Source organism: Kibdelosporangium aridum, from assembly GCF_900176515.1.
GTDB classification, from domain to species: domain Bacteria; phylum Actinomycetota; class Actinomycetes; order Mycobacteriales; family Pseudonocardiaceae; genus Kibdelosporangium; species Kibdelosporangium aridum.
The window spans coordinates 50,696-73,271 of record NZ_FWXV01000018.1 but is presented as its reverse complement, the minus strand read 5'-3'; the positions used below and the strand labels follow the sequence as shown (position 1 = coordinate 73,271).

Sequence of the window (22,576 nt, the reverse complement as noted above, 5' to 3'; positions counted from 1 at the left end):
TAGGACTCACCTGATCGTGTCGAAGGCCAGGCCGCTGGAACCTTGGCCTCGCCCCTCGCCCCGGTGGGCGCTGAGCCAGACGACCACACGGCCGTCGCGCCAGCGGGTCCGGTTGTAGGCCACGGAGAGTCTCGTGCCTGCTTGGGGGATTTCCTCCTCGTTGATGAAGTACTGCTTGCCGTTGTCGAAGCCTTCACGCAGCAGGGTTGTCCGGGGGCGGACGGGCTCACCGTCCACGATGCTGGGCATTGCGGCGCGTTGCAGCTGGATCTCTCGTTTGTCCTCGTCCACGTGCACCGGAATGAACGGGATCCAGTTCTCCGGGATGCTGTTCATGGCCACGTAGGAAATCGGCGCTCGGGGTGGGTCGGGGTCCGCAGCCGGTCGCGTGAGATTGTTCTGGCGGAACGCCACCACCTCGGCGGCAGCCTCGCTGCCCCGGCGAGGTTCACCGGTGGGTGTCCGGATTGTCTGCTCGATTCCCCACACGAGGTTGGCGTTCTCGTCGCGGATCAGCAGGACCTCTTCCAACGCAGGGCCTTCGGCGACTTTCGGCACGCTCGGCGGCAACAACAGGTCGGTGTCCGCGGGAAGCTCGTCCGTGCCGATTGTGTCCAAAGTGAACATTGACCAGCGTTGCCACTTCTCGTCGGGGCCGGAACCCGCTGCGGTGATCCACTGCGTCTGCTCGAAGACGTCGGTGACGGTCATGCCACGAATCGAATTGATTGTCCCCACTGGCAAGTCGCACGGCAGTTGGTACCAGTCGTTGCCGAAGATCAGCGCGAACTCCAGGAACACCAGCCGGGCCATGTCAGTGCTGTCCGGACGTACGGCGGCGAAGTTCGTGCGGCCGTCCTCCAACGCCCACCAGCGCGGCAGCGGCATGCCGGAGTAACGGACCGGCGCCGGGAACACAGTACGGCTCAACGTCTTCTCCGGCTGCGCGGTCCCTCCCAGCCGAGGGCCCGTGTCGACGGAGAACGCGTGCCAGTCGAGCGAGCCGCCCGGGTACTCCTGCGCCGTCAGGACTTTCTCCGAACCGGTCGGAGTTGACGCGGCAATCGAGAACTGGTGCTCGAGGCGGCGCGGGTCCCAGGTGGAGTTTCCGCCCGGCTGCACGATCAACGCCTCGAACCAGTCGACCAGACGGCCACCGAGATCCAGCAGCAACTGGTGGTGCAGCAACGGAATGGTCGTGATGCCCTCGTCGGCGTCCCGGCCATCCTTGAGGTGCAGGTAGAACTGATAACCGTCCATCCGCCGCTGGGCGACCGTCTGCATGGTCGCCCACACTTGCGGATGCGCCAGTTTCGAGACGTCTTCCGGTTGGTCGGGATTGGGCAGTGCGATCGGGTATTTCCTGATGTACTGGCCACCGAAGTCGAGAACGTGACCGAGCAGGCTGTGCTTGTCGAGCAGTTTCAGCCACCTGCGTCCTATCGCGAGACGCAGGTCGAACGCGATCTCCTCGTCGCCGAACGCCACCGGCACCGATCGTCGCTCCGCCACGGTCTCCAGCGGCAGGCCGGTCGGCAGGTCGTCGGGCTGGCCGCCGCCGGGACGCAACCGGGTCGGCCGGGCCGGCGTGACCGAGTAGGTCGCGGTGACCGGCGAACCGGCGTCCGAACCGTGGAACTCGCCCAGCTGCCACTGACGGGCGAGCATCCACAGTGGATCGCGGATCTCCACCCGCAGGGCGCGGTCGAAGTCGACGGTCCGTGGCCGGCCCTCCAGCCGGCTCCACATCTCGGTCATGGGCGGCCTTCCAGTGAGATCGCCGGGAGCAGGTGCGCGTACGCCGTCCCGTCGAGATGGTCCGGTTCCACGGCCCGGGTCTTGGCCATCGCGAACGTCTCGGTCACCGCGGCGATCAGGTCGCCTGGCGTCCAGTTCGCCCGGGGATCCCGTACCGGCGGCACGACCAACAGCATGGCCTGCGGCGGTTCGGAGTCCGGCCGGTCGATGTGCACCGCGATGCCGGTGGTCTCCCGCTCGGCCGGAATCACCTCGGTCCATTCGTCGAACACGAGCCCGCACTGCGAATCGCGGCTCAGCCCGGACGCGTAATGCGCGGTGAACAGCAACCTGTCCTGGCCGAGCGGGTCTGGTTCGTCCGGGTCTCTTGGCGCGAACTCCATCCCCAGCCAATGATCGCCTTCGACGTACGGCAGCTGGATCGGCGACAGCGCGGGTTCCTTCCAGCCAAGGATTCCGGTACCGAGCAGCCCGCCCAGGCCGAGCAGAGCGTCGGCGAGCGTGACGGTCTTCTCCCACAGGCGTGGCATTTCCCGCACGCGTGCCATCCCGTGCAGCCAGTCGTCGACAGGGAAGTCCCGGTCGTCAAGGTGTTCCAGGAGATCGTCACTGTCGTTGCGGGCCTTGCGCCACTGCTGCATCACCGTGGCCGACGGCGTGAACTCCGGCACCGCCAGCACGTCCTCGCCGAGCAACGCTTTCAGCGCGTCGGTCGCGGCCCGGACGCGGTCCGGCCCGATGACGGCCTTGTCGTAAGACACGAACGCTGGTTCCGAGTTCTTTCGCCGAGTGACCAGTTCGCCCTTCAGCCTGCCGGCTCGCGCCAGCAGTTCCTGCCGATAAGCCGTAACCCGGTCCTGGAACGGCTTGAGATCCAAGTCAGTGGGGTCGTACTCGTCCAACGGGAGCAGCTCCGCGACCTCGTCGAGCAACCCGCTCAACGTGGTCTCCGACGTGCTGGCCAGCCCTTCGAGATCCTCGAGCCGGGAGGCGAACTCACCTCGCAGGATGGTCAGGTTGAACCGCATCCGGAACGGAGTCTCGGGCCGCTTCTCGGGCTTGGTGGTCAGCAACCGCTCGGCCTGCAGCAGGATCCGGAACCGCTCGTCGTCCGGTGTGGACGATGGCAGGTCGTGGTCGTAGAAGTCGAGGATCTTGTCGGCGGCTTCGAGCGCGGTACGCATCCGCGCGGCGATCTCGGCGACTGCGGCCAGAACATCGGCATACACACCGTGCCGCCACAACGCCAGCTCGCCCCAACTGCTGCGCACCAGACCGAATCCACCGGCAGCCACGGTCAGTTTCGCGTACGTCGCCATGACCTCGTCGACCGAGTCGGGCGGCTCCGCGATGAACTCCTCGACCTCGGTCACCAAGTCGTTCAGCGACTCAAGGACGGCGGCCGGACGTGCCCGAGGCAGCGAGACGGCATCGTCTGCGGACTGACTGACCGGCGCGCCACCTGCGGCGGGAACCAAATCGGTCGGCCGCAACGGACGTGACGTTGTCAGCAGAGTGCGCAACGCGGCAATCAACGGTGACAGCTCGAAGAAGGTGACCATTCTCGAGACGCGCGTGGTGTAGTGGATGGTCACCTCGGCGTCCGGGCGCGGCCGCTCGTCCTCCATCACCACACCGAGAATTCGGTCGTCCAAATCAGACATCGCCGCTTCGTCGGTCGGGCGCAGCACCCACAGCAGATCGATCGCCTGCAGCCCGGTCTCCTGCTGGGTGACTACCCGGTCGTACGTCCTCGGGTCGCCCGGAACCTTCCACGTGACCCAGGCCGCCACCTTCTCCGGTTTGGGCAGCACCGCCTTCGCCAGCCAGGCGTTGACGGCCGGTTCGGCCCTGGCCCGGGGGTTGTTGCGACCGAGCAGCGGCGCGCCATCGTCCGGGCCGAGGTTGGGCGTGAACTGGATGCCCAGCCTGTGCGTGAGCGTGGTTCCGCTGCGCGGGGTGTCCACAACGGCCGGTTCGGGCGGCAGGCCTTCCTTCGCGTAGGCGTCCAGCGTCGCCGAGGCGCGTTCGACGTTGCCCTGCAGCGCCTGGTGGACACCCTCGGCCACCGCCAGATCCGCCAGCGCGTCGTTGATGTTACGCAACGCGTCGACCTCGGCGCGGATGTGCTCCTTCTGCGTCGGGTCCGCATCCGGCAGGCCCGGGATGCCGAACGGATACTCCTGCGGCTCGCCCGCTTGCTCGTCCACGGTGTTCACGTGCCGCACCAGGTCGAGTCCGTTGATCACGTTGCGGGCCTCGACCAGCTGGATCCGGCTCGGATCGGCGCTGGTCTCATCGATCTTGTTGGCGCGCAGGGGGAACCTCGTCCGCAGACCGGCGATGAACCTGTCAAGGCCGATCTGCCGGTCGTGCAGACCACGCTCGAACCGGTACCCCAGCAGCGCACCGAGCGACTGCCCCTGGCGCATCCCGTCCACGATGGTCAGTGCGACACGGACCCGGTCGGAGCTCAGGTTCACGGCGAACATGTTCGCGTCGGCCTTGGAACCGTTGGCGAGGTAACCGGCTCGCAGCACGGCAGCGGTGCGTGCATGAGTAGGCGATGGCGCGTGGATGTAGCCGCCGTTTTTCTCGTAGTGCGGGATGAAGTCGGTTCCGAAGACCTCCGTCAGGTCCGCAGGAGCCTTCTCAGACTTGAATTTGTCCTGGTTGCGGGAGATGTTCTCCAGCCAGCCGTACGCACCCAGGTGAAGACCACGCGTGTTGCCCGACCGCAACTCCGCCAGCCGCTCGTTGACCAGGCCGAGCCGCCACGCGTCCAGCCGGTAGGTGGCGGCGTCGATGTGTTCGGCGAACACCCGTTCCAGCCGCGCGGTGGGAAGGTCCGCCAGTATTTCGAGCGCGTCGATCTGCTCAGCCAGGTCCGGGGTGGCCGCACCCAACAGGACCGCCTGTCGCGCCAACAGGTACAGCAGCGCCGAGGGCGGGGTGTTGTTGATGAACCCTTCCTGCTTGCGGATCTTTTCCAAGTTGGTGCCCGCGTAGTCGGCCAGCCACCGCAGATAGTTGGTGTCGTCACCGGTGTACACCCTGATGGGATCCACTTCGGACAGTGGGCGGTCGTCGACGACCGGCATGAGCGCGGGCTCGGACACATCGGCGAACAGCTCACGGACATCGCCCGTGCCGCCAAGACGTGCCAGCAGGTCCCGGACCGGAGTGGCCAGCGTGGTGAGGGCGTCGGTTGCCTGAAACTCCAGCGCGCTTTCCGTGTCGCGGAAGTGGTACTCGGTCGAAGCCGGATGCAGTGCGAGGATGTCCAGCAGCTTCTGGTGCACGTCAGTGGTCGGCCCGTCGAGGAACTTGACGTGCTGAAGCGCGTCTTTCCAGTCCTGCGCGGCCTCGAGCAACAAGGCGTTCAGCGCCTTGCGATGCGAGGCGGTGTCGGGCCAGTCGAGTCGTGAGAACACCGTCGTGGGAAGGATCCCGTACGGTTGACGGCCGATCTTGACGGCTGGTAGCGGGCCGCGTCCGGACACGTGCTCGAGGAAGAACTTCCGGGTCTCGGCGATGTGTTCGGCCGCCAGCAGGTCCTGCAGGTAGTGACCCCACGTCGACGGCCACAGCGCGGTGTGCGCCGCTCGCGCCTCAAGCCGGTCGGTGCCCTCGGCGTTCGGCACCCCTGCCAGCACCGCCGGGTCGAGACCGAGCAGTTCGGCGAACCACTCGCCGTCGGTCTTCGAGGTCCAGTCCTCGGCCGCCGCGGTGAACCCGGCCGCTGTGGCCAGCCCAGCCTCAGCCTCCGCCTGTGGATCCTGACCCGCCGGAGCGTGTTCGGTGTTGTTGGTCGGCGTTCCCTGTGGCAACAGGCTGAATCCGGCGGGGCTGCGCAGCTGGTCGGTCAGCAGCTTGCCGAGTGCGTTGGCGGAGTCCTGCGGTGCTGCCTGTTCGCGCAGACCCAGCACGACAAGCCGGTCGAGCTTCTCGGCGAACTGCGGCTCAAGCGGGATCTTGATGCCCATCCCGGCCTCGACCGCCTCGCCGAAGTTGGTCAGCCACAGCAGCTTCGGCGGCATCCGCAGGCTGCCGTCGTCCTCGTTGATCTTGAGCTGGTTCTCCTCGGTCTCACTCGGGTCGGGACTCACCGCGAGGTCAGGCCGCACCGGGTTGCCAGGCTCGGAGAACACCTGCACGTCGCCGACGTACCCGGTGAAGATGAACCGGTCCGGCAGCAGCTGCGCCTTCGCGGCAGTGGTCCAGGACTGCGGCGCGAGCTCGTTCGGCGGCAACGGCGGCAACACGAGGAAACCGACCACCACCGCGTCACCGCGGCTCACCGGCGCTCTGTCCACACCAGACGGACGCAGCGCCCTGATCGCGTCGGCCCGGCTCGGCCCGACGGCCGCGCGCAACGTGATGTCGGCGTCGCGAAGTTTGGCTCGGTCGCCGTGCGCTCGCCAGACCGAGGTCCAGTACGTCACCGAAGGCTGCCGGTCCTGCGCCGCGACGGGTTGCGGACTGACAATGACCAACACGGTGATGTCCCGGCCCGCAGTGGGGCGGTCTGCCGGGTTGGCAGGCCGGCGGTTCTGCAACAGCCAACCAGCGCGCCCAGCCGGAACCCTCGCGACGAGCTCCTCCCACGCGGCCCGCTCACCGGCCGGGGATCCACCCGATGCCCACAACGCGGTCCAGTACGCGTCGAGCGCGCCGACCTCGGCCTGCGTCGGTTTCTCCTCGAACTTGTTCACCGACCAGTCGTCGGGGAACACTCGGATCAGCAGGTGTGTGGCGGTGTAGCGGGTCTCGACCCGGACCGGGCCGAGCAGCACCGGGAACTCAAGGCTGAGGTCGGGCATTCGGAAGCATCTCCTGTGCGTGTACGGCCACCAGGACCGGTGCCTGGAAGAGGATGTAGGCGACGTCGGCGGAACTCATCCTGTGTTGCCATGCCTCGATGTGGTTGTCGTCCTTGCGCTGCTCTTGCTTCTCCTGGTCGTCCTCGTCCTCGTTGAACTTGTCGAGCGTCACCCGAACAGCTTCGTCGAACTGGATGAACCTCAGCCCGTCCGGATCGACCCGCTGCCAGGTCAGGTCGTTCCACACCTCGACCGGCCGCACCGGGCCCGGCTGCGCCTCGTCGAGGCCGAACCGCGGATCGCCGGGACGTTCCTTGATCACGAAGAACCAGCCGAGGTCGCCGTTCCCGCCCCTGGCCTTGTCCGCGTCGAGGTCGAAGCCGAGCAGGGTGATGTCCGGGTCCACCTTGGCCTCGTAGATCGGCAGCTTCACGTCGGCCGGGTCCGGTGACAGCGTGCGCTCACCGGTTTTGTCCGGCACGCCGTCCTTCAACGGCCAGACCGCCTTGTGCGCGTAGACCGCCGCCGTCGGATACTTCTTCAGCAGCTCCCCGCGGATGACCAGCACGAGGTCGTTCTTCTCCGTCGGCCGGTTCCTGTTCTCCCCCAACGGGGTCGCCTTGTCCCACTCGTGCATCGCTCTGATGTCGTACGGTCCGTACGGCGACGGCACGGCCACCCGCGGGTCCCAGAACTGGCGGAACGGCGTCCCGCGCTGGTCGGTCGGAAACTCCCGCCAGAGCAGTTCCCGCGCCATCTCGTGATTGAGACCGGCCAGATAGGACTCGATGAACGTGCGGTTGTTCTCCAGTAACGTGATCGTGTTCGCCGGGAGGAGGCCGAGGTTGGGCACCAAGGTGTCCGTCGACATCTTCAGCAGATCCTCGTACATCGGCATGTCGAACACCGGATAGGCCATGACCTCGGTCAGGTCCTCGGCCGCGGCACGCAGCCTGTCCGGTAGGTTCATCGCGCCGAACAGGTTCTCCAGCACGGTCTTCTCGGAGTTCAGGCCGGTCATCATGTCCGCGGTGGTCGTGCCGACGCCGAGTTTCGGCCTGCCGTCGTCAGCCGGTGCAGCCGCGTGCAGCCCGCTCAGTTTGCCCAGTGTGACAAGACCTTCCGGAGTCGGCCGCGGCGGCGCGGCGCTGACCTCCCGCTCGTCGATGCGGGCGACGAGCTTGTCCGGCGGGAGATTCTCGGGGAACTTCAGCATCTTCATCAGCCGCGAACCTGGCCGCATGATCCGCCGCATGGCCGGGGACACCGGTGCCGTGGCAACCCTGCTCTGCGAGACCTTGAACCCGACCGTCTCCTGTTTACACTCCACCACGCGAGCGTGTGCGGGCGCCGCGAGTGTCAAAGCCTTGGCCGAGACCAGCGGGTCCGCGTCGAGTCCCTGCGCGGGCGGTTTCGGGAAGTGCTTTCCGTGCAGCGTGTTGCCGACCTCACGGGCAAGCTGGGCCGCGCGGATCTTGGTGTTGGCCAGCTTCACGTCACCGAGCTGGTTCCACGCCGCGGCCATCAGCTCCTCCTGGCGCTTCCGCACCACCTCGGTACCGAAGTTCGCGGCCACCCGGAACCGTGGGTCCAGGTTGAGCCGGTGCAGCCAGCCGCGGAGTTCCGACGGCGGCACCGGGTTGCCCTTGTCATCCCTGAGAAGCTGTGCGGTGAGCGCGTGCCAGCGTCCGTACAGCGGCGGCGTGATGACCGGATCGATTTCGCCCTTGAGCTTCGGGATCTGCTCCGCGAGCTTGTCGTTCGCCTTGGCCGCCGTCGTGTTCTGGTAGGCCTCGGCCAGGTTGATCAGGCCCGCCATCGCCTGCTGCCACTTGCTGTTGGGGTACTGCGACTGTTGGCTGTGGTACGTGTCCCAGTTCTCCCAAGGGTCCTCCCGGTCGACGCGGTCAGGCAGCCGCAGTGCGCCGCCGAGCTTCAGCACGCCGTGTGGCTCGGTCGTGGTCTCGACTGGCGGCAGGCCGAATCCGGCGGAGACGTGCGCGTCCATGTCCCGCCAGCCGACCGGCTCCCCCGCCTCGATCGGCTTGAGCAGCCGGACCAGGTACTCGAAGTCGCCCGCGGTGCTCGTGGTGAACTCCCAGCGGTGGTAGAGCGGCAGTTCGCCGGGCAGTTCGGTCTGGTCGACGCCCCACGCCGGTGTCATCGCAGGGATCGTGCCCGGTTCGATCCTGAGGCCGAGCCCGGCCCGGCGCCCGGTTTCGAAGGAAGGCACCAGGAACGCGTGATACTTGGTGCTGGCCGACAGATGCCGTGGGCAGACTATCCGTGAGCAGGCCAGGTCGGGCGACTCACGCAGAACCCGGCTGAGGTTGGCCAACGACGTACCCATGTCACGCCGGTCGTTGACCGCCAGCCGCGGGTCGAGTTCGCCGTTGACGTGCACGTGTGCCCACGCCCCGAGCTCCGAAGGCCGTTGCAGCGCACCGGGTTGCCGGACCTTGATGTACGGCAACGGCCTGCCGGGCAGGGTGCCGTCCTCGAACTCCGTCTCGGACAACACGATCAGCGCCAGCCAGGGCAGGAGCCTTTTGGTGTCACCATCCGCCGGGGCCGGGCTGTAGCGCCACGGGAAGTCCTCGTCGTAGAACTCGATGTGCGCCACGTAGTTCGGCTCAAAGTTGCTGATGAACGGGCGCGGTTCGGTCCGCGAGATCGCACGCGGATCGACACCGATCACGTCACTGGGACCGTAGAGCTGGATGGGCTCGTCGACCGGACGGCTTGCCGTCTCGCCGATCAGTTCCAGCTGCACCAGGATGCTGGCGCGCAGGTCCGTACCAGGGTCCCGATCGCCGATCTTGGTCGACAGGCCGGTCCGCAGCCAGGGCAGGAAGGAGTAGGCGCCGTCGCTCACGACCCGATCCGTTCCGCCGTCTTGGTCAGTTCGGTCTTCTGATCCGCCGCGGCCAGCCCGGTGCGAGCCACCCCGCCCGCCACGATCACCTTCGCGCCGGAAGCCGCCGCGGCGAAAGCCCAACGCCCCTCAGCCAAGCCGGCCGGCTTGGACCACGCGCCGTTCTCGTACTGCAGCACGCTGCGGAATCCGGCTTCGTTGGAGACGTCATCGGTCCCGCCGATGAGCAGAACCTTCCCTGCCCCCAACGAAACCGCGCGATGCAGTGCCCGACCGGCCGGCATCGGGCCGACGTCCCGCCAGGTTCCGTTCGACGTGTTCAGGTCGAACACTTCGGCGGTGCTGCGGGCGAACGGGTCGTAGCTGCCGTCGCCAGGGGCACCCGGCGCGCGGCCGCCCGCGACCAGAACTGTGGTCGCGGACAGCGCTGTCGCTGTGTGACCGCTGCGGGGGTAGCGCATGCTGCCGGTCGGCGTCCAGGTCTTCGCCGCGGTGTCGTAAACCTCGCAGAACGCCAACGCGGGGTCATTGGCCGTGCCGACAGGCGAAGTGCCGCCGCAGACAAGAACCTTCTTGCCTTCCTGCAACGCGACGGCGACATGGCCGGTGCGGGCGTCGGTCATCTCGTTCTTCGTCGGCGCCCACGTCTTGTCCGTCGGGTTGAACAGTTCGGCTGAACGCAGCGCCGTGACCGAGCCGGTCGACCGGATCCTGCTGCCGCCCGCGATCAGGATCTGGCCACCGTCCAGCGCTACCGCGCTGTGGCCCCACCGGCCGGTCGACATCTTGTTGTCCACCGCGGTCCAGGTGTTCTTCTCCGGGTCGAAGATCTCGGCCGTGTCCAGCGCGGGCCTCCCAGGCGCGCTGATCCCGCCGGTGATCAGGACTTTGCCGTCCGGCAGCAAGGCCATGGCGTGCAACTGCCGTGCCGTACCGAGCGACGCCGGCTCGGACCACTTGTCGATTGCGAAGTCGTACACCGCGCTCTGCTGCACGCTCGCACCCGAGCCGTCAGCGCCGCCCGCGACGAGCACCTTCGTCCCGTCCTTGAGCAGGATCGCAGCGTCGTGCTGGCCGTACCAGCTCGCAGCGGCCACGTAGTCGCTCATCGCGTCGAACCTTTCTTCATGGCAGGTAGATCTCCGCGGTGGCGGCGAGCCCGTCTTGCGCCCGGCCGCCGACGGCGAGCACACGCCCGTCGGCGAGGACGACAGCCGGGATGTCCCAGCGGCCGGTAGCCAATGGGCCGGTGACCGTCCACGTGTTGTTGGTTGGGTTGAACAGCAAGCAGTTGCGGGCGCCTGAGGCGGCTCGCGGACGGCCGGCACCGCCGAAGACCAGCACACCCGCGCGTGTCCGGAAGCTCCGGTGTCCACTTCGGCCGCCGCCGGGCATGTCGCCGGCAGGCTGCCACTTACCGTCTGCCAGGTCGTAGATCTCGGCCGACGCGAGACTGTCCACCCGGTACGGAATCCCCGGGACTGCGTCGCCACCTGTGACGAGGACGCGGTTGCCGTCCAACAGCGTCGCCTGGTGGCCTTTGCGCGGGGTGAGCAGGCTGCCGGTCTGGGTCCAGCTCCTGGTCACCGGGTCGTAGATCTCGCAGAACGTCATCGCCTGATCGCCTTGCCCGGTCGGCAAAGCACCACCGATGACCATGATCTTGCCGTCGTCGAACAGCACGGTCTGGTGTCCGGTGCGGGCGTAGTGCATCGGAGTGGTCTCGGTCCACTCCAAGGTGTCCGGGTTGAGCAGCTCGGCCGATGCCAGCGCCGCGCCACGGTCGCTCGTGCCGCCGATGACCATCAGTTGCCCCTTGACCATCACGGCGGAATGCCCTGAGCGCGCGGTCTTCAGGCTTTGGGTCGTCGTCCACGCGCCTGCGGAGAGGACCTCGACCGAGTTCAGCGTCCTGCCGTTCGCGTCGAGTCCGCCCGCAGCCACTACCCGGCCGTCGCGCAGTCTCGTCGTGCTATGGCGGCTCCTGGGCGTTGCCAATGGTGCCGAGTCTGGTTCCCAGGTCGCCGTGATCGGGTCGTACACCGCTGTCGTCGCACCGGCCACGAGCACCTTCCCGCCGGTCGGCAGAACTGGGTCGGTACCGGCGGTGACGGACTTCGGCGTCGCGGCGAGAGACCACTTTCCAGGCTCTGCCACGGCCCCGCCACGGACTTCCGTCTGACGGATCACATGCAGCTGCCCGGCCAGGTCCGCGTCCGTGAAGACCCAGTCCGCCAACGCGTCGGTCGCGGCCGCCGCGCTGCGGAAGCTCGACGCGGTCACCTTGGCCTTGGCCGGCGGGAAAGCCTGCGAGTTGTTACGCAGATAGGCCACGATGAAGCGATCACCGATGACCCGCACGGTCTCCTCTGCCGCAAACGGTTGCAGCAGTCGCGCTTCCCGTCGGGACAGCGGTGAACGCGCTGTGCTGCTGCCTTCCAGCATCTGGTTGAACACCATCGCGGGCGGGCGGTACAGCTTGCCGCGGGTCCGCGTGACCGGCTCGGCGGCGAGCAGGGTGGTCGCCCCCGGTTCCCTGGGTGACTCGTTGTCGATGACATGCAGCTCGTAACGAGCACTCCGGCGGACCACCCGTGGCGAGTCGATCGCGCCCTTGTCCGCGGTCAGCTCAAGGCCCGCGTCCTGATCCTCGTACGCCGGACGCGACAGCTTCGTGGCGTCGTCCATGTCCTGGAACTGGGCCATCGCGAACTTGTCGCCGGTGATCGACGCTCGTTCCAGGCCACTGCCGTTCAGCGGGATGACGCTGAAACGTTTGCCGTCGCTGGGACGTTGCGCGCCGACGCGGTCGATCCGCACGTCGAGCGGGATGGCTCGCTGGTGAATGAACAGGGTGCCGAGCGGGTGCAGCACAAGGTCGTCGTTCTCGTCCAGTTTCCGCAACGAGACAAGGGGATTGAAGCCGCCGGCGGGCAGCCGGGTCTGCCAGCCCTCGACTTTGCGGATCTCGGTCTCCAGCAACTCGAGCACCTCGACCGGCGGCAGCGTGGTGTTGCGTTCCTCACCCCAGCTGATGTCGAAGTCCGCCGAGATCTCGAAGAACAGCAACGAGATCGAGCCACGTCCGTGCGCCCGCCACGGCGACGGGCCCTCCAGGGTGAACCGCAGGTCGATGCCGAACAGGCCGACACCGAACGCCTTCAGCGACACCCCGGCGGAGATCTCGATGATGAACGCGAACGGCGAGAACCGGAACAGCGCGTCGAAAGCGAGGTGCCCTTCGATCCCGAAGTCGCTGAAGCCCAGCCGCAGCTCGGCTTTCGCGCCGAACTGAACGGTGTTGCTGGTCACCGCGAAGTAGCCGGACACCCGGATCAGCCGGCCTGGCGAGTTCAGGATGTCCACCGACAGCCTCGGTGGCACGGGAAACGGCAGCGGCGGCGGCCGGAACGACGGGTGGAACCCGCCGACCGAGAGCACGAAGTCCGGGTTGTCGCTCCAGTCGACAAGCAGTCCCATGCCGCCGTCGATGGTCATCGTCAGGATGCGCGAGTCGAACATCTTCGCGAAGAACCACAGCCGCGACTTGTCGACCTCGAGCGCGCCGATGAAGTTGACCTGCAGCACCAGCAGCGGAACGTGCTCGTTGGGCAGCACGCACTTGAGGACACCGAGAATCGCGATGTTGCCCGGCGGGATCTCCACGATCACCCCGAGCGACACGGTGACCAGCGCGGGCGTGCCCCAGCCGATCTTGGCCATCGGCCCGACCAGGAACCGGCCGTCCTCCGGCGGGAAGAACCTCCGCAGGTCGCTGATGATCCGCGGCGCGTTGGCGATCACGTCCTGCGGGAACATCACCGACTCGATCGAGCCGTTGACCACGCCCTCCACCAGCGCGGCGAAGTCCATCCGGCGGTTGAGCCCGAGCACGCCGCCAACGCCGAGCAGCGTGAACCCGAACCCGAGCTGGACACCGCCACCGCCGAACTCGGCAGCGATGACGATCAGCAGCGAGAAACCGTCCTTGCCGTCCGGCATCCTCGTCGTGATCAGCCCGATCGCCTTGAGCGCGACCAGACCCGCGAACTCGAGCTCGAGCGCGCCCGCGTACTCGCCCCGGTCCGGGTCGAAGTACAAGTAGCCGCCGCCGGAGACGATCCCGGCGTCGACCGAGAGCCCGACGCCCTTCGGCGGCTTGAAGCCCAGATCGAGATCCAGCGGTCCGAGGGAGCCGTCGTCGGTGAACCGGAAGTCGGCGGTGAGCCCGATCTGCTCGACCACGGCCGTGATCGGGCCGAGCTGGGCCTTGATGTTCGCGCCGAGTCCGATCGGGACACCGTCGCCCGATGGGGACACGGAGATCGTCAGCGCCTGAACCTCGACCGGGCCGATCTTGATGTGCGTGGGGATCTGCAGCTCCAGCTCGGACGTCCCACGGAGGTAGAAACCGTCGCGATAGGACAGCCCAATGGTGACGTCGGCGCCGGCGGTGAAACCACCGCCCGGCAGGATCTTGGCGATGAACCCGTCGGCGCCGCCACCCGCCGAGAGGACGAATTCCAGGCCTTGTAGCTCGAACTCGGCATAGACGTCCACGCCTTCGTCGTCCAGCCGGACGCCGCCGGTCCCGCTGATCTGGCGGTACTGCAGACGTGTGCCGCCCTCCGACCCCAGAATCAGGATCGGCTCGCCGTCGGCTGGCCCGCGTTGGATGATGATCTCGATCGAACCGTTGCGCGTGCCCGGCGTGCCCTCGTTCTCGAACCCGACAACGGTCTTGATCGGCTCCCCTGGCCGGATCTGCAACGCGACCCCGCCCCGCAGGTCCAGGTCGCTGCGGATGATCAGCGTGACACCCGGCGCCAGCTCGAGTTCCTTGTTCACCTCGCCCGAAAAGTACGGCAGGAGAACGATTCCCGGCTTCTCACCGGGCAACCCGACCAGGCGCACCTCGCCCGCGATCCGCGCGTACGCCGGCTCTGGCCCAGGATCCTTCGCCACGAGGTGCTCGAAGAGCAGTCCCTTCACCACACGAACGGGAGCCGCCCCGAACGGTCTTTCCGTGCTCTGCACCGCATCCGCGGTCTCTTCGGGCAGGTACTCCCTGTTCACCGACACACCGGCGGCCATCAGCAGATTGTCGACCTGGGCTGCGAACTTGGCGAAGTCGAATCCTGCCTCGCCCCAACCGAAAGCGTCCTTCAGCACGCCGGACGGATCGGAGAGCACACGAGGGATGTCAGCGATATCGAGTTCGACGTGCGTATAGGACGGCCGATTCCCGGCCGGTGGCACGTACCCGGTCTTGACGATCCCCAGCGTCTGCAACGCGGACCCGAGCACCGGCTGGTAGTAGTGCAGGTACGTGACAATGAGGTAGTCGAGCAGCTGCTTGGGGAACTTTTCGCGGAACCCGTCCACCCGCAGCGCTTCCGGGATCGCCGAATCCGGTGCGTTCGCGATCGCCCGGATCCCGTTGATCACCGACTGGACGCCGTGCAGCACCCTGGCCGGATCATCAGCCTCCGCAAGGGTTTCGATGCCCGCCCCGAGATCCGCGATCGGTTGCGGAATCACCTCGGCCGACCAGCCCAGCTCACGCAGCAACCCGCTGAACGCCTGCGGGCTCTCCAGAGCGTCGCGCAGCGGCACAAGGGCCTTGCCGACCTCGGCCGCGATCTTCTCGACGGTGCCGGCCATTACGGCTGCCCTCCCGGGTAGTGCCACTGTTCCAGCCAGGCATGCCAGCCGGGATGCACCCGGTTGACGATCAGCCACTTGCAGACGTGGCAGAACTCGCCCGACTCGCCCGCCGCGGTCTGGTCGCGCATCTTGCACACACCCGCTGGACGGAAGTTGCCACCCGGGTAGCGGCCGCCGCCCTCATAGACGCCGATGAGCCCTCGTCGTCGCAGACGGCTGGGCAGACCGGGAATCGGGCGCGGGGTGTCGGGACCGGTATTGGCAACCGTGTTGTTGTCCACGGCGTTGAGTGGTTTCTGTTCGCCGTAAAGGAGGTCGAGCACTTCGGGACGCACAATGGAGACTTCCCGGTTGTTGTGCCGCACTGGCACGAACAACAACGAGCCCGTGCCGAACGCGGGGTAGGCCGCGGGCGGCGGCAGCCCGGCGCCTTTCAGGGTCACCGCACCGGAACCCCTGTCGACATGCACAATGGACAGGTCGGCCGCGTACGTCGTCGGGTCGCCCTTCGTCAGCGGAAGTTGAACACCCTCAGATGTCGGCGCGAACCTCAGCAGGTTCGCCCGGACCCCGGCGGTCTTCAACATGTCCCACTCGGCGGCGCTGCTCGGCTTGATGAAGACCTTGATCGCGCTGCCATCAGCCGCCGAGGCTTTCACCAGCCGGGCGGAATGGGCGATCCGGGGCAGATCGATCCATTTGACCAGCCGCGGGTCGAACAATCTCTCGGTGGGGTTCGCTCGGATCTTGCCAAGCCTGGCCAGATTGTCGGACGCAAGGTCCTCGGCGCGTGCGGCATCGGGGTCGTCATTGGTTTTCCCCGCTTCTTCGTACTCGTCGCCCAGGTTGAAGGAGTGCCCGAACTCGTGCGCCACCGTGTCCGCGACCTGCGTGAAATCGATGATCGACGTGCCCGGTATGGCGCGGTGCATCACCGCCGGATCCAGATCCGGATCCGTGGTGTACTCGTAGCGAATCGATTTGTCCGAACCGGTCGTTTGCGCGGCGATTGTCTGCACGTTGATGTTCGTCCCGCCATGGAACGGGTCGAAAGCGACAACAGTGATCAGGCCACGACTACGCTTGAACTTGTCTTCCGGCACCCAGACGTTGCCGATGGCAGTGGTTGCATGCCGCAGGTTGCGGACATAGTCCATCAGCGACGTGTGCGGGTTCTCCGCAGAGGAGCCCGCGTACCGCTCAGGCGGATGCCGACGAGGATCAAGGGTCACGAAACGGGTGGCAACGGTGTCGTAGAAGCTGTACACGCGTTTGACGAAGGGTTTCAGCTTCGGATCGCTGGGGTCGTCAGCCCCGGGAGGCTCCACCCCGTCGGTGTCGGAATAACGCTCGGCCCAGCGCCGGCCGAGCTGAAAGCCGAAAAACGTGTCACGCGCAGCGAGAATGCCCGTGGAGCTGTGCGCCCGCCACGCCAGGAACAACCTGTCACTGACATTCGCTGGCGTGAAATCGTCGAGGCTCTGAGAACTCCACAGGTTCAGGAATGCTTGTTTGTCGCGCGTGTCACCGGGGATGGGCAGACCCACACGCTTCACGAGCTGATCCATGGTGTAGGTATTCGGCGGGTCACCGCCGGCGATCTTGCCGTTGAAGGGAATCGGCAGTCCGGTCACACCGGTGATCATCGTGTTGTCCGTGACACGGAAGCCAGGCGTGAGTGCCGTCTGGATGGAAGCCGCATAGCTGCGGAACACGTTGAACCGCGCCTTGAGCCGGCCATACGGCTCGTGCCGTCGCGTATTGAACATCTCGTCCACGACGACGTCCACGGTACGTTCGAACCTCTGTTTGTCGGCCTCGTGAAACCCCTCCGGCAGAAAAATAACGTTCTGCATGTCGTCGACGTTCGACAGATCATTGCGGCGCACCACATCGACGGCGCGCGGCTTGGCATAGTCGACCACGAACACCGTGAGTGATTTGTCCTTGTCCGGGGCGCCGGGAAGTTTTCCGTCGATGCTGGTCGCTTCCATCAGGTCGACCGTTTCGACAAGACCACGCACCCGGCCCTCGTCAGCGACAACGACTTTGCCCGGATCTCGCGACGACAGGGTGACGTAGCCGTGGCCGGTGATGTCCCCGACCTCGTCGACGCCCTCGTTCGCCTTGAACCGCGCGTAAATGGACGGCTGGGCGTGCGCGATTTTCGGGTCCAGCGCCGTGGTGATGCTGTCGTTGCCGAACCACCAGTTCAGCATTTCGGAGTGGACCTGCAGCCTGCCGACGATGGACTTGTCGGCGACCTGAACCTGGAAAAGGTACACGCCCACCTTTGTGGCGGTGATCGCGCCATCCAGATCGATCCTCGGCAGGCCGTTGCGACGTTGACCGACGAGATTGTTGGGCGCGAAGAACTCGAACATCGGGTTGTTGACCAGAGTCAGGAGATACTGCCCAGGCGCCGGCTCGGTGCGGACGTACACGCGCGGTTTGAGTTTGATCGGTCCCGACAGCAACATGTGCATATCGCAGTGCGGAAACAGCACCAGGTCGGAAAACTGTTGCATTGCCAGGACACCCCCGTCGGCAAGGACTTGATCTCCACCCTGACCATGCTCCGTTCGGCCGTCAACCATCCGGCTGATGGACTACCCCTACGGGCAGCCCACCTCTCACTAACAGCCCGGTCCCCCACGTGAGTGTTTGTCCAGAATCAACGGCTTGTCGCGACCGCCGTGATACGAACCTGCACGAGCGGCTTCATCCACAAAGGACCGTCCCGGCGGGACCAGTGAACACCGACGCCAAACCGGTTCCGTTCCAAGTACTTCAGCGCAGTTCATGACATCGCCTCCAGCTTGACGCGCAACTCAACCCGCCAGTCTCCCCCACGTTGTCGTCTGCAATGGACAGTGCAGGCAGCCTTGCCGCGGCCTCGGCACCACGGCGCCTTCCTGATTGCAGCAGACGATCAACCAGATCTCCGCAACGCCGTAGGTGCTGGACGTCATCAACAGAGATACTCGACGACTCGCTATGGCGTCGTACGAGCGACCTACTCCGCCAACACCACCCCGGGAGTCCTTGTTCGCCGCCTGCGGTAGCGGCGGTCTCGCCGATCTGGTACTCAGCCGGGCGTCCGATATGGGGTCATGCAGTCTACCCGCACCGAACCTCCATGTCATCGCTGTCGCACCGGGTTTCAATACCGCCCGAATTGGAAAAACTTACCGTTGCGACCGTCAGCGGCAGCGGTTAGCCTCAAAACGTGACGCACAGTGGCGCTACATTAGGTGCGCGTGATGCAAATCGACGTACCCCGCCACTGACCGCGACTCTAAGGAGGGGCTGGCCACTTCAGTAGATCTTGGTTCGGGTCGACCAGATTCCAGTGGCACAGCGAAGGGAGGGAGTGCGCGCATGCGCGAACAAGAACCGCCGAGGCGAACTGTCTCAGTCCGACTCGGCTGACCAGCTCATGGCGAAAAGGGTTCAGCTTCTATGGGCTTACGCATGTGAACTTCTTTCTCCCAGGTCCGACCGGGGTGGCCGGCCAGCACAGGGACCTGGGGACTGAGCACGGCCGATGATCGTTGCCGCGCACAGATGGGGATGCCGGCCACTGGGGGTAGGGCGGCTGGGCTACGCGCAGCCATGCCCTTGAGATCCGCATATCAGGGGGACACCGAAAATGCCTCGCCATTCTGTCGATCTTGACAGATCGCCGAATTCATCGCTGCCCGAAAAGGGCAATATCAGTATCCAGTTGCGACAGTCGCCGATTCGATCACTTCCACCCCGATTCGCCACGTCCGAAGCGCGGGAACGGGTGCCCGGTTCACGCCCGTGCCTTCGACGCACCGGCCGGGCAGCCTGAACTGTATCGATGAATTATTGAGCGGCGCTGGATCGACTGGGGATCATGTCATGTCACGCACTGGGTTCGACCATGCCACTTATTCCGGCGATGTCGTCACCGTTCCACTCGACGTCGAGGCGGTGACGCGATTCGCGGCAGTCCGCGGGATCGGGGCCGATGTCGTGGTGCTCGCGGCGCACGTCGCGGTGCTGTCGAGGTACTCCGTCCGTGCGGATGTGGCGATCACCTTGCGGGACACCGAGTGTGTGATCGTCATCGACCTGGCGGACGGACCGGATTTCGACGAGCTGGTCGGCCGGGTGCGATCCACGGTCGCGGGCAGCCGAGTCGCCGTCGTCGGGCATCCGGACGTGGATCTCCTGCTGACCGGGCCAGACCGGGCCGGGGTAAGGGGCCGGATCGCTCATCGGCATGCCGGACATCTCGCTCGGGCCGTCCTGGCGGCCGTTTCGGATTCCAAGGCAAGAGTTGCCGATCTCCCGCTGCTCACCGACGCAGAGCACGACCAGGTGACCCGCGTGTTCGCGCACGGGCCGCAGCCCACATGGAGCGACGCGACGATCCACGCTCTTGTCGGTGAGCAGGCACTTCTGCGGCCGGACGCGATCGCGCTCGAGCGCGGCGACGAGCGCATCACCTATGCCGACCTGGACACCCGATCGCGCCGAATGGCCATGCGGCTCGTCGATCACGGTGTGCGCCACGGTGATCTGGTCGGACTGTGCCTGCCGCGCAGTCCGGACATGGTGGTCGCGATGCTCGGCATAGTCAGGGCGGGCGGTGCTTATGTGCCGCTCGACCCGACGCACCCGCCCGGGCGCGTCGCCCATCTGCTCGCAGACGCCCGGCCCGCGATCGTCGTGACCAGTGCCGAGACACAAAAGGTGCTGCCAGGAACGGGTTTCGACCTCCTGCACGTCGAGTCGTCGCAGGCCTGTCCCGAGGTGCCGCTGCCGGAGGTATCTCCGCGCGACCTCGCCTACGTGATCTTCACGTCCGGATCGACCGGCAAACCAAAGGGAGTGCTCGTCGAGCACCGCGGCGTCGCGAACCTCATGCGTGCGGTCCGCGCGCCGTACGACTTTGGGCCGCACACCCGCATCCTGCAGTTCGCCGCCGCCACCTTCGACGCGTCGGTTCTGGAGATCTTCCCTCCCCTCAGCGTGGGCGGCACGGTGGTCTTCGCCGCCGCCGGGGACGCGGCAGCGGGGCTTGAACTGCTCGACTTCCTGCGCGCCAAGAGGATCAACAGCGTTCACCTGCCGCCGTCACTGCTCGCCGAGCTCCCCGAGCACGATTTGCCCGGCCTCACCCACCTCTACACCGGGGCGGAGACGTGCGGTGCGGACGTGGCCGTCAGGTGGAGCCGCGGCCGCCGTTTCGTGCATTGCTACGGCCCCACCGAGACCAGCGTGCTGGCAACGCTCACCACGACGGTTCGGGAGAACACCGCCCCACCGATCGGCACGCCACTGCCGGGCGTGGAAGTGCTGGTGCTCGACCGGAATCGGCAGCCGGTCCCGGTGGGCGTCATCGGCGAGATCCACATCGGCGGCGCCGGTGTGGCCAGGGGCTACCTGCACAACGAGGCGCTGACGGCCGAACGGTTCCAGCCGCACCCGCTGACCGGGAACGCGAGCGAACCGATGTACCGGACCGGGGACCTCGGCAGGTGGTCGCCCGACGGCGAACTGGAGTTCGTCGGCCGGGCGGACGGCCAGGTGAAGATCAGGGGGCACCGCGTCGAACCTGGCGAGGTGGAGGCCGTGCTGGCCGCCATGCCCGGTGTCCGATCCTGCGCCGTTGTATCCAAAGAGGACGGTTCCACCGCACGGCTCGTCGGGTTCGTGGTGCTGGACGGGAACACCACCGTCGAGCGGGTACGGGCCGACATCGAGCGCCGGCTGCCCGCGTATCTCGTGCCGTCCGACATCATCGCGCTGGCCACACTGCCCACGACTGTCCACCACAAGGTCGATCGCGCCGCGCTGCGCTCGTGGACCTCGACCGGGCGGCCGGCACATCTGCCCTACTCCCCGGCCAGCCCGGGAGCGGAGGCCACGCTCGCGGAGATCTGGGCAGAAGTGCTCGGCGTGACCCCGGTCGGGCGGCATGACAGCTTCATCGACCTCGGCGGGACGTCACTGCAGGCCGTGCGGGTCGCGGCGAGGCTCGCGCAGCGGTCTGGCGCCCGAGTGCCGGTCGCGGCCCTGCTTGGCGGCGCCGCGCTCACTGACGTGGTCGCCGCGATCACTGAGCAACCGGCAACCCCAGTCGCGGCCTCGCCGGCAGCAGAGATGACGGTGTCGCCGGGGCAGCGGCGGATCTGGTTCGTCAGCCAGTTCGAGCCGATGGCGAGTGTCGCCTACAACGAACCGGCGGCCGTGTGGGTGATGGGAAGTTTGGACACGACCGCGCTCACCCATGCGCTCAACGACGTCGTCGCCCGGCATCCCTCCCTGCGGACGACCTTCGTCCTGCGGTCAGGCGAACTGCAGGCGTCGATCGCCGACCAGATCACGATTCCCGTGCCGGTGGTCGACGTACCCGATCGGGAGGCGGCGATGCGCGAGGCTCGCCTTGTCGCGGGCACTGCCTTCGATCTCGCGACCGGCCCGCTGCTACGTGCGTCGGTCTTCCGGGTCGGCGCACACGAGCATCTGGTGACGTTGGTCTTCCATCACCTCGTGTGCGACGGCCTTTCGGTGGACGTCGTCGACCAGGATCTCGCCGAGGCCTACGCCGCGCGCCTGCAGGGCAAGCAGATGCACGGCCACGTCGAACCCGGTATGAACGCCTATCTCGCGTGGCACGCGACCCGCAGTAAGTCCGAAGTAGACAATGAGACGGCGGAGTGGCTGGCCACACTCGCCGGTGCGCCGACCGTCGTGGACCTTCCGACGGCTCGGCCGAGACCGCCGCGGATCACTTATCGGGGCGGCAAGCGATCGCGGCCCCTCCCGCCGCACGTGTGGCACGCCGCCGAGGAACTGGCCAAAGCGAACCGGGTCACGCCGTACGTCGTGCACCTGGCGGCCTTCGGGCTGACGCTGAGCGGCCTCACCGGCAGTGGCGACCTGGTGATCGGGTCCTCCGCGGCCGGGCGGCCGACCCCGGACACCGAGCGGACGGTGGGGTTCTTCGCCAACACGATGGTGCTGCGGCTGGACGTGAACCCCGCTCGCTCCGTGCCGGACTACATCGCCGGCACGGCACGCATGGCAGCTGACGCACTCGACCACCAGTACGTGCCGTTCGAACGACTCGTCGCCGGGCTCGTCACCGGCCGGGACGCCAGCAGACCACCGTTGGTCCAGGCCTTCTTCGCCTTCCACGGCAGGCAACGGGCACGAGCCGCCTTCACCGGGACGTCCGTGACACCGGTGCTGATCGACCGCGGCGCCGCGAAGCTCGAGTTCGTCGTCGAGGTCGAGGAGAACGCGGCAGGCGCCGCCGTGTCAGCCGAGTTCGCCAGCGACCTGTTCGACACCCCGACGATCGACGGCTGGCTCGACCAGTATGCCGACCGGCTGGCACGACTGACCGAGAACCCGGCCGGCCACGTTGCCGACCTCATCCGAGACTGAAGGGACGACGATTCGTGCAGCGCAC

7 protein-coding genes are annotated in these 22,576 nt (G+C 66.8%); 1 reads left to right on the top strand and 6 read right to left on the bottom strand.

What is annotated here, in order from left to right:
- Window positions 1-6: 6 nt before the first annotated feature.
- The 6 genes from B9C43_RS51595 to B9C43_RS51570 are packed head-to-tail and all read right to left on the bottom strand — an operon-like array spanning window position 7 to window position 17,651.
- Window positions 7-1,758, bottom strand: a complete 1,752-nt coding sequence (locus B9C43_RS51595) for a hypothetical protein (protein ID WP_084434576.1) — start codon at window positions 1,756-1,758, stop codon at window positions 7-9.
- On the bottom strand, window positions 1,755-6,581 hold the full coding sequence (locus tag B9C43_RS51590) for a hypothetical protein (protein WP_084434575.1): 4,827 nt from the start codon (window positions 6,579-6,581) through the stop codon (window positions 1,755-1,757). Before B9C43_RS51590 ends, B9C43_RS51595 begins: the two co-directional genes overlap by 4 nt.
- Window positions 6,562-9,456: a hypothetical protein gene (locus B9C43_RS51585; RefSeq protein WP_084434574.1), complete on the bottom strand. Its 2,895-nt coding sequence runs from the start codon at window positions 9,454-9,456 to the stop codon at window positions 6,562-6,564. Before B9C43_RS51585 ends, B9C43_RS51590 begins: the two co-directional genes overlap by 20 nt.
- Window positions 9,453-10,565 carry a Kelch repeat-containing protein gene (locus B9C43_RS51580; protein ID WP_084434573.1) on the bottom strand — a complete coding sequence of 371 codons (1,113 nt, stop codon included), beginning with the start codon at window positions 10,563-10,565 and terminating at the stop codon, window positions 9,453-9,455. The genes B9C43_RS51585 and B9C43_RS51580 overlap by 4 nt, the downstream gene beginning before the upstream one ends.
- A gap of 16 nt (window positions 10,566-10,581) precedes the next feature.
- Complete coding sequence (locus tag B9C43_RS51575) at window positions 10,582-15,120, bottom strand: DUF6603 domain-containing protein (protein ID WP_084434572.1); 4,539 nt, start codon at window positions 15,118-15,120, stop codon at window positions 10,582-10,584.
- Window positions 15,120-17,651: a M64 family metallopeptidase gene (locus tag B9C43_RS51570; protein WP_160097341.1), complete on the bottom strand. Its 2,532-nt coding sequence runs from the start codon at window positions 17,649-17,651 to the stop codon at window positions 15,120-15,122. Before B9C43_RS51570 ends, B9C43_RS51575 begins: the two co-directional genes overlap by 1 nt.
- 1,360 nt (window positions 17,652-19,011) lie before the next feature.
- On the opposite strand from B9C43_RS51570, the gene B9C43_RS51565 reads away from it, so the two are divergent.
- On the top strand, window positions 19,012-22,551 hold the full coding sequence (locus tag B9C43_RS51565) for a non-ribosomal peptide synthetase (RefSeq protein ID WP_084434570.1): 3,540 nt from the start codon (window positions 19,012-19,014) through the stop codon (window positions 22,549-22,551).
- Window positions 22,552-22,576: the final 25 nt, after the last annotated feature.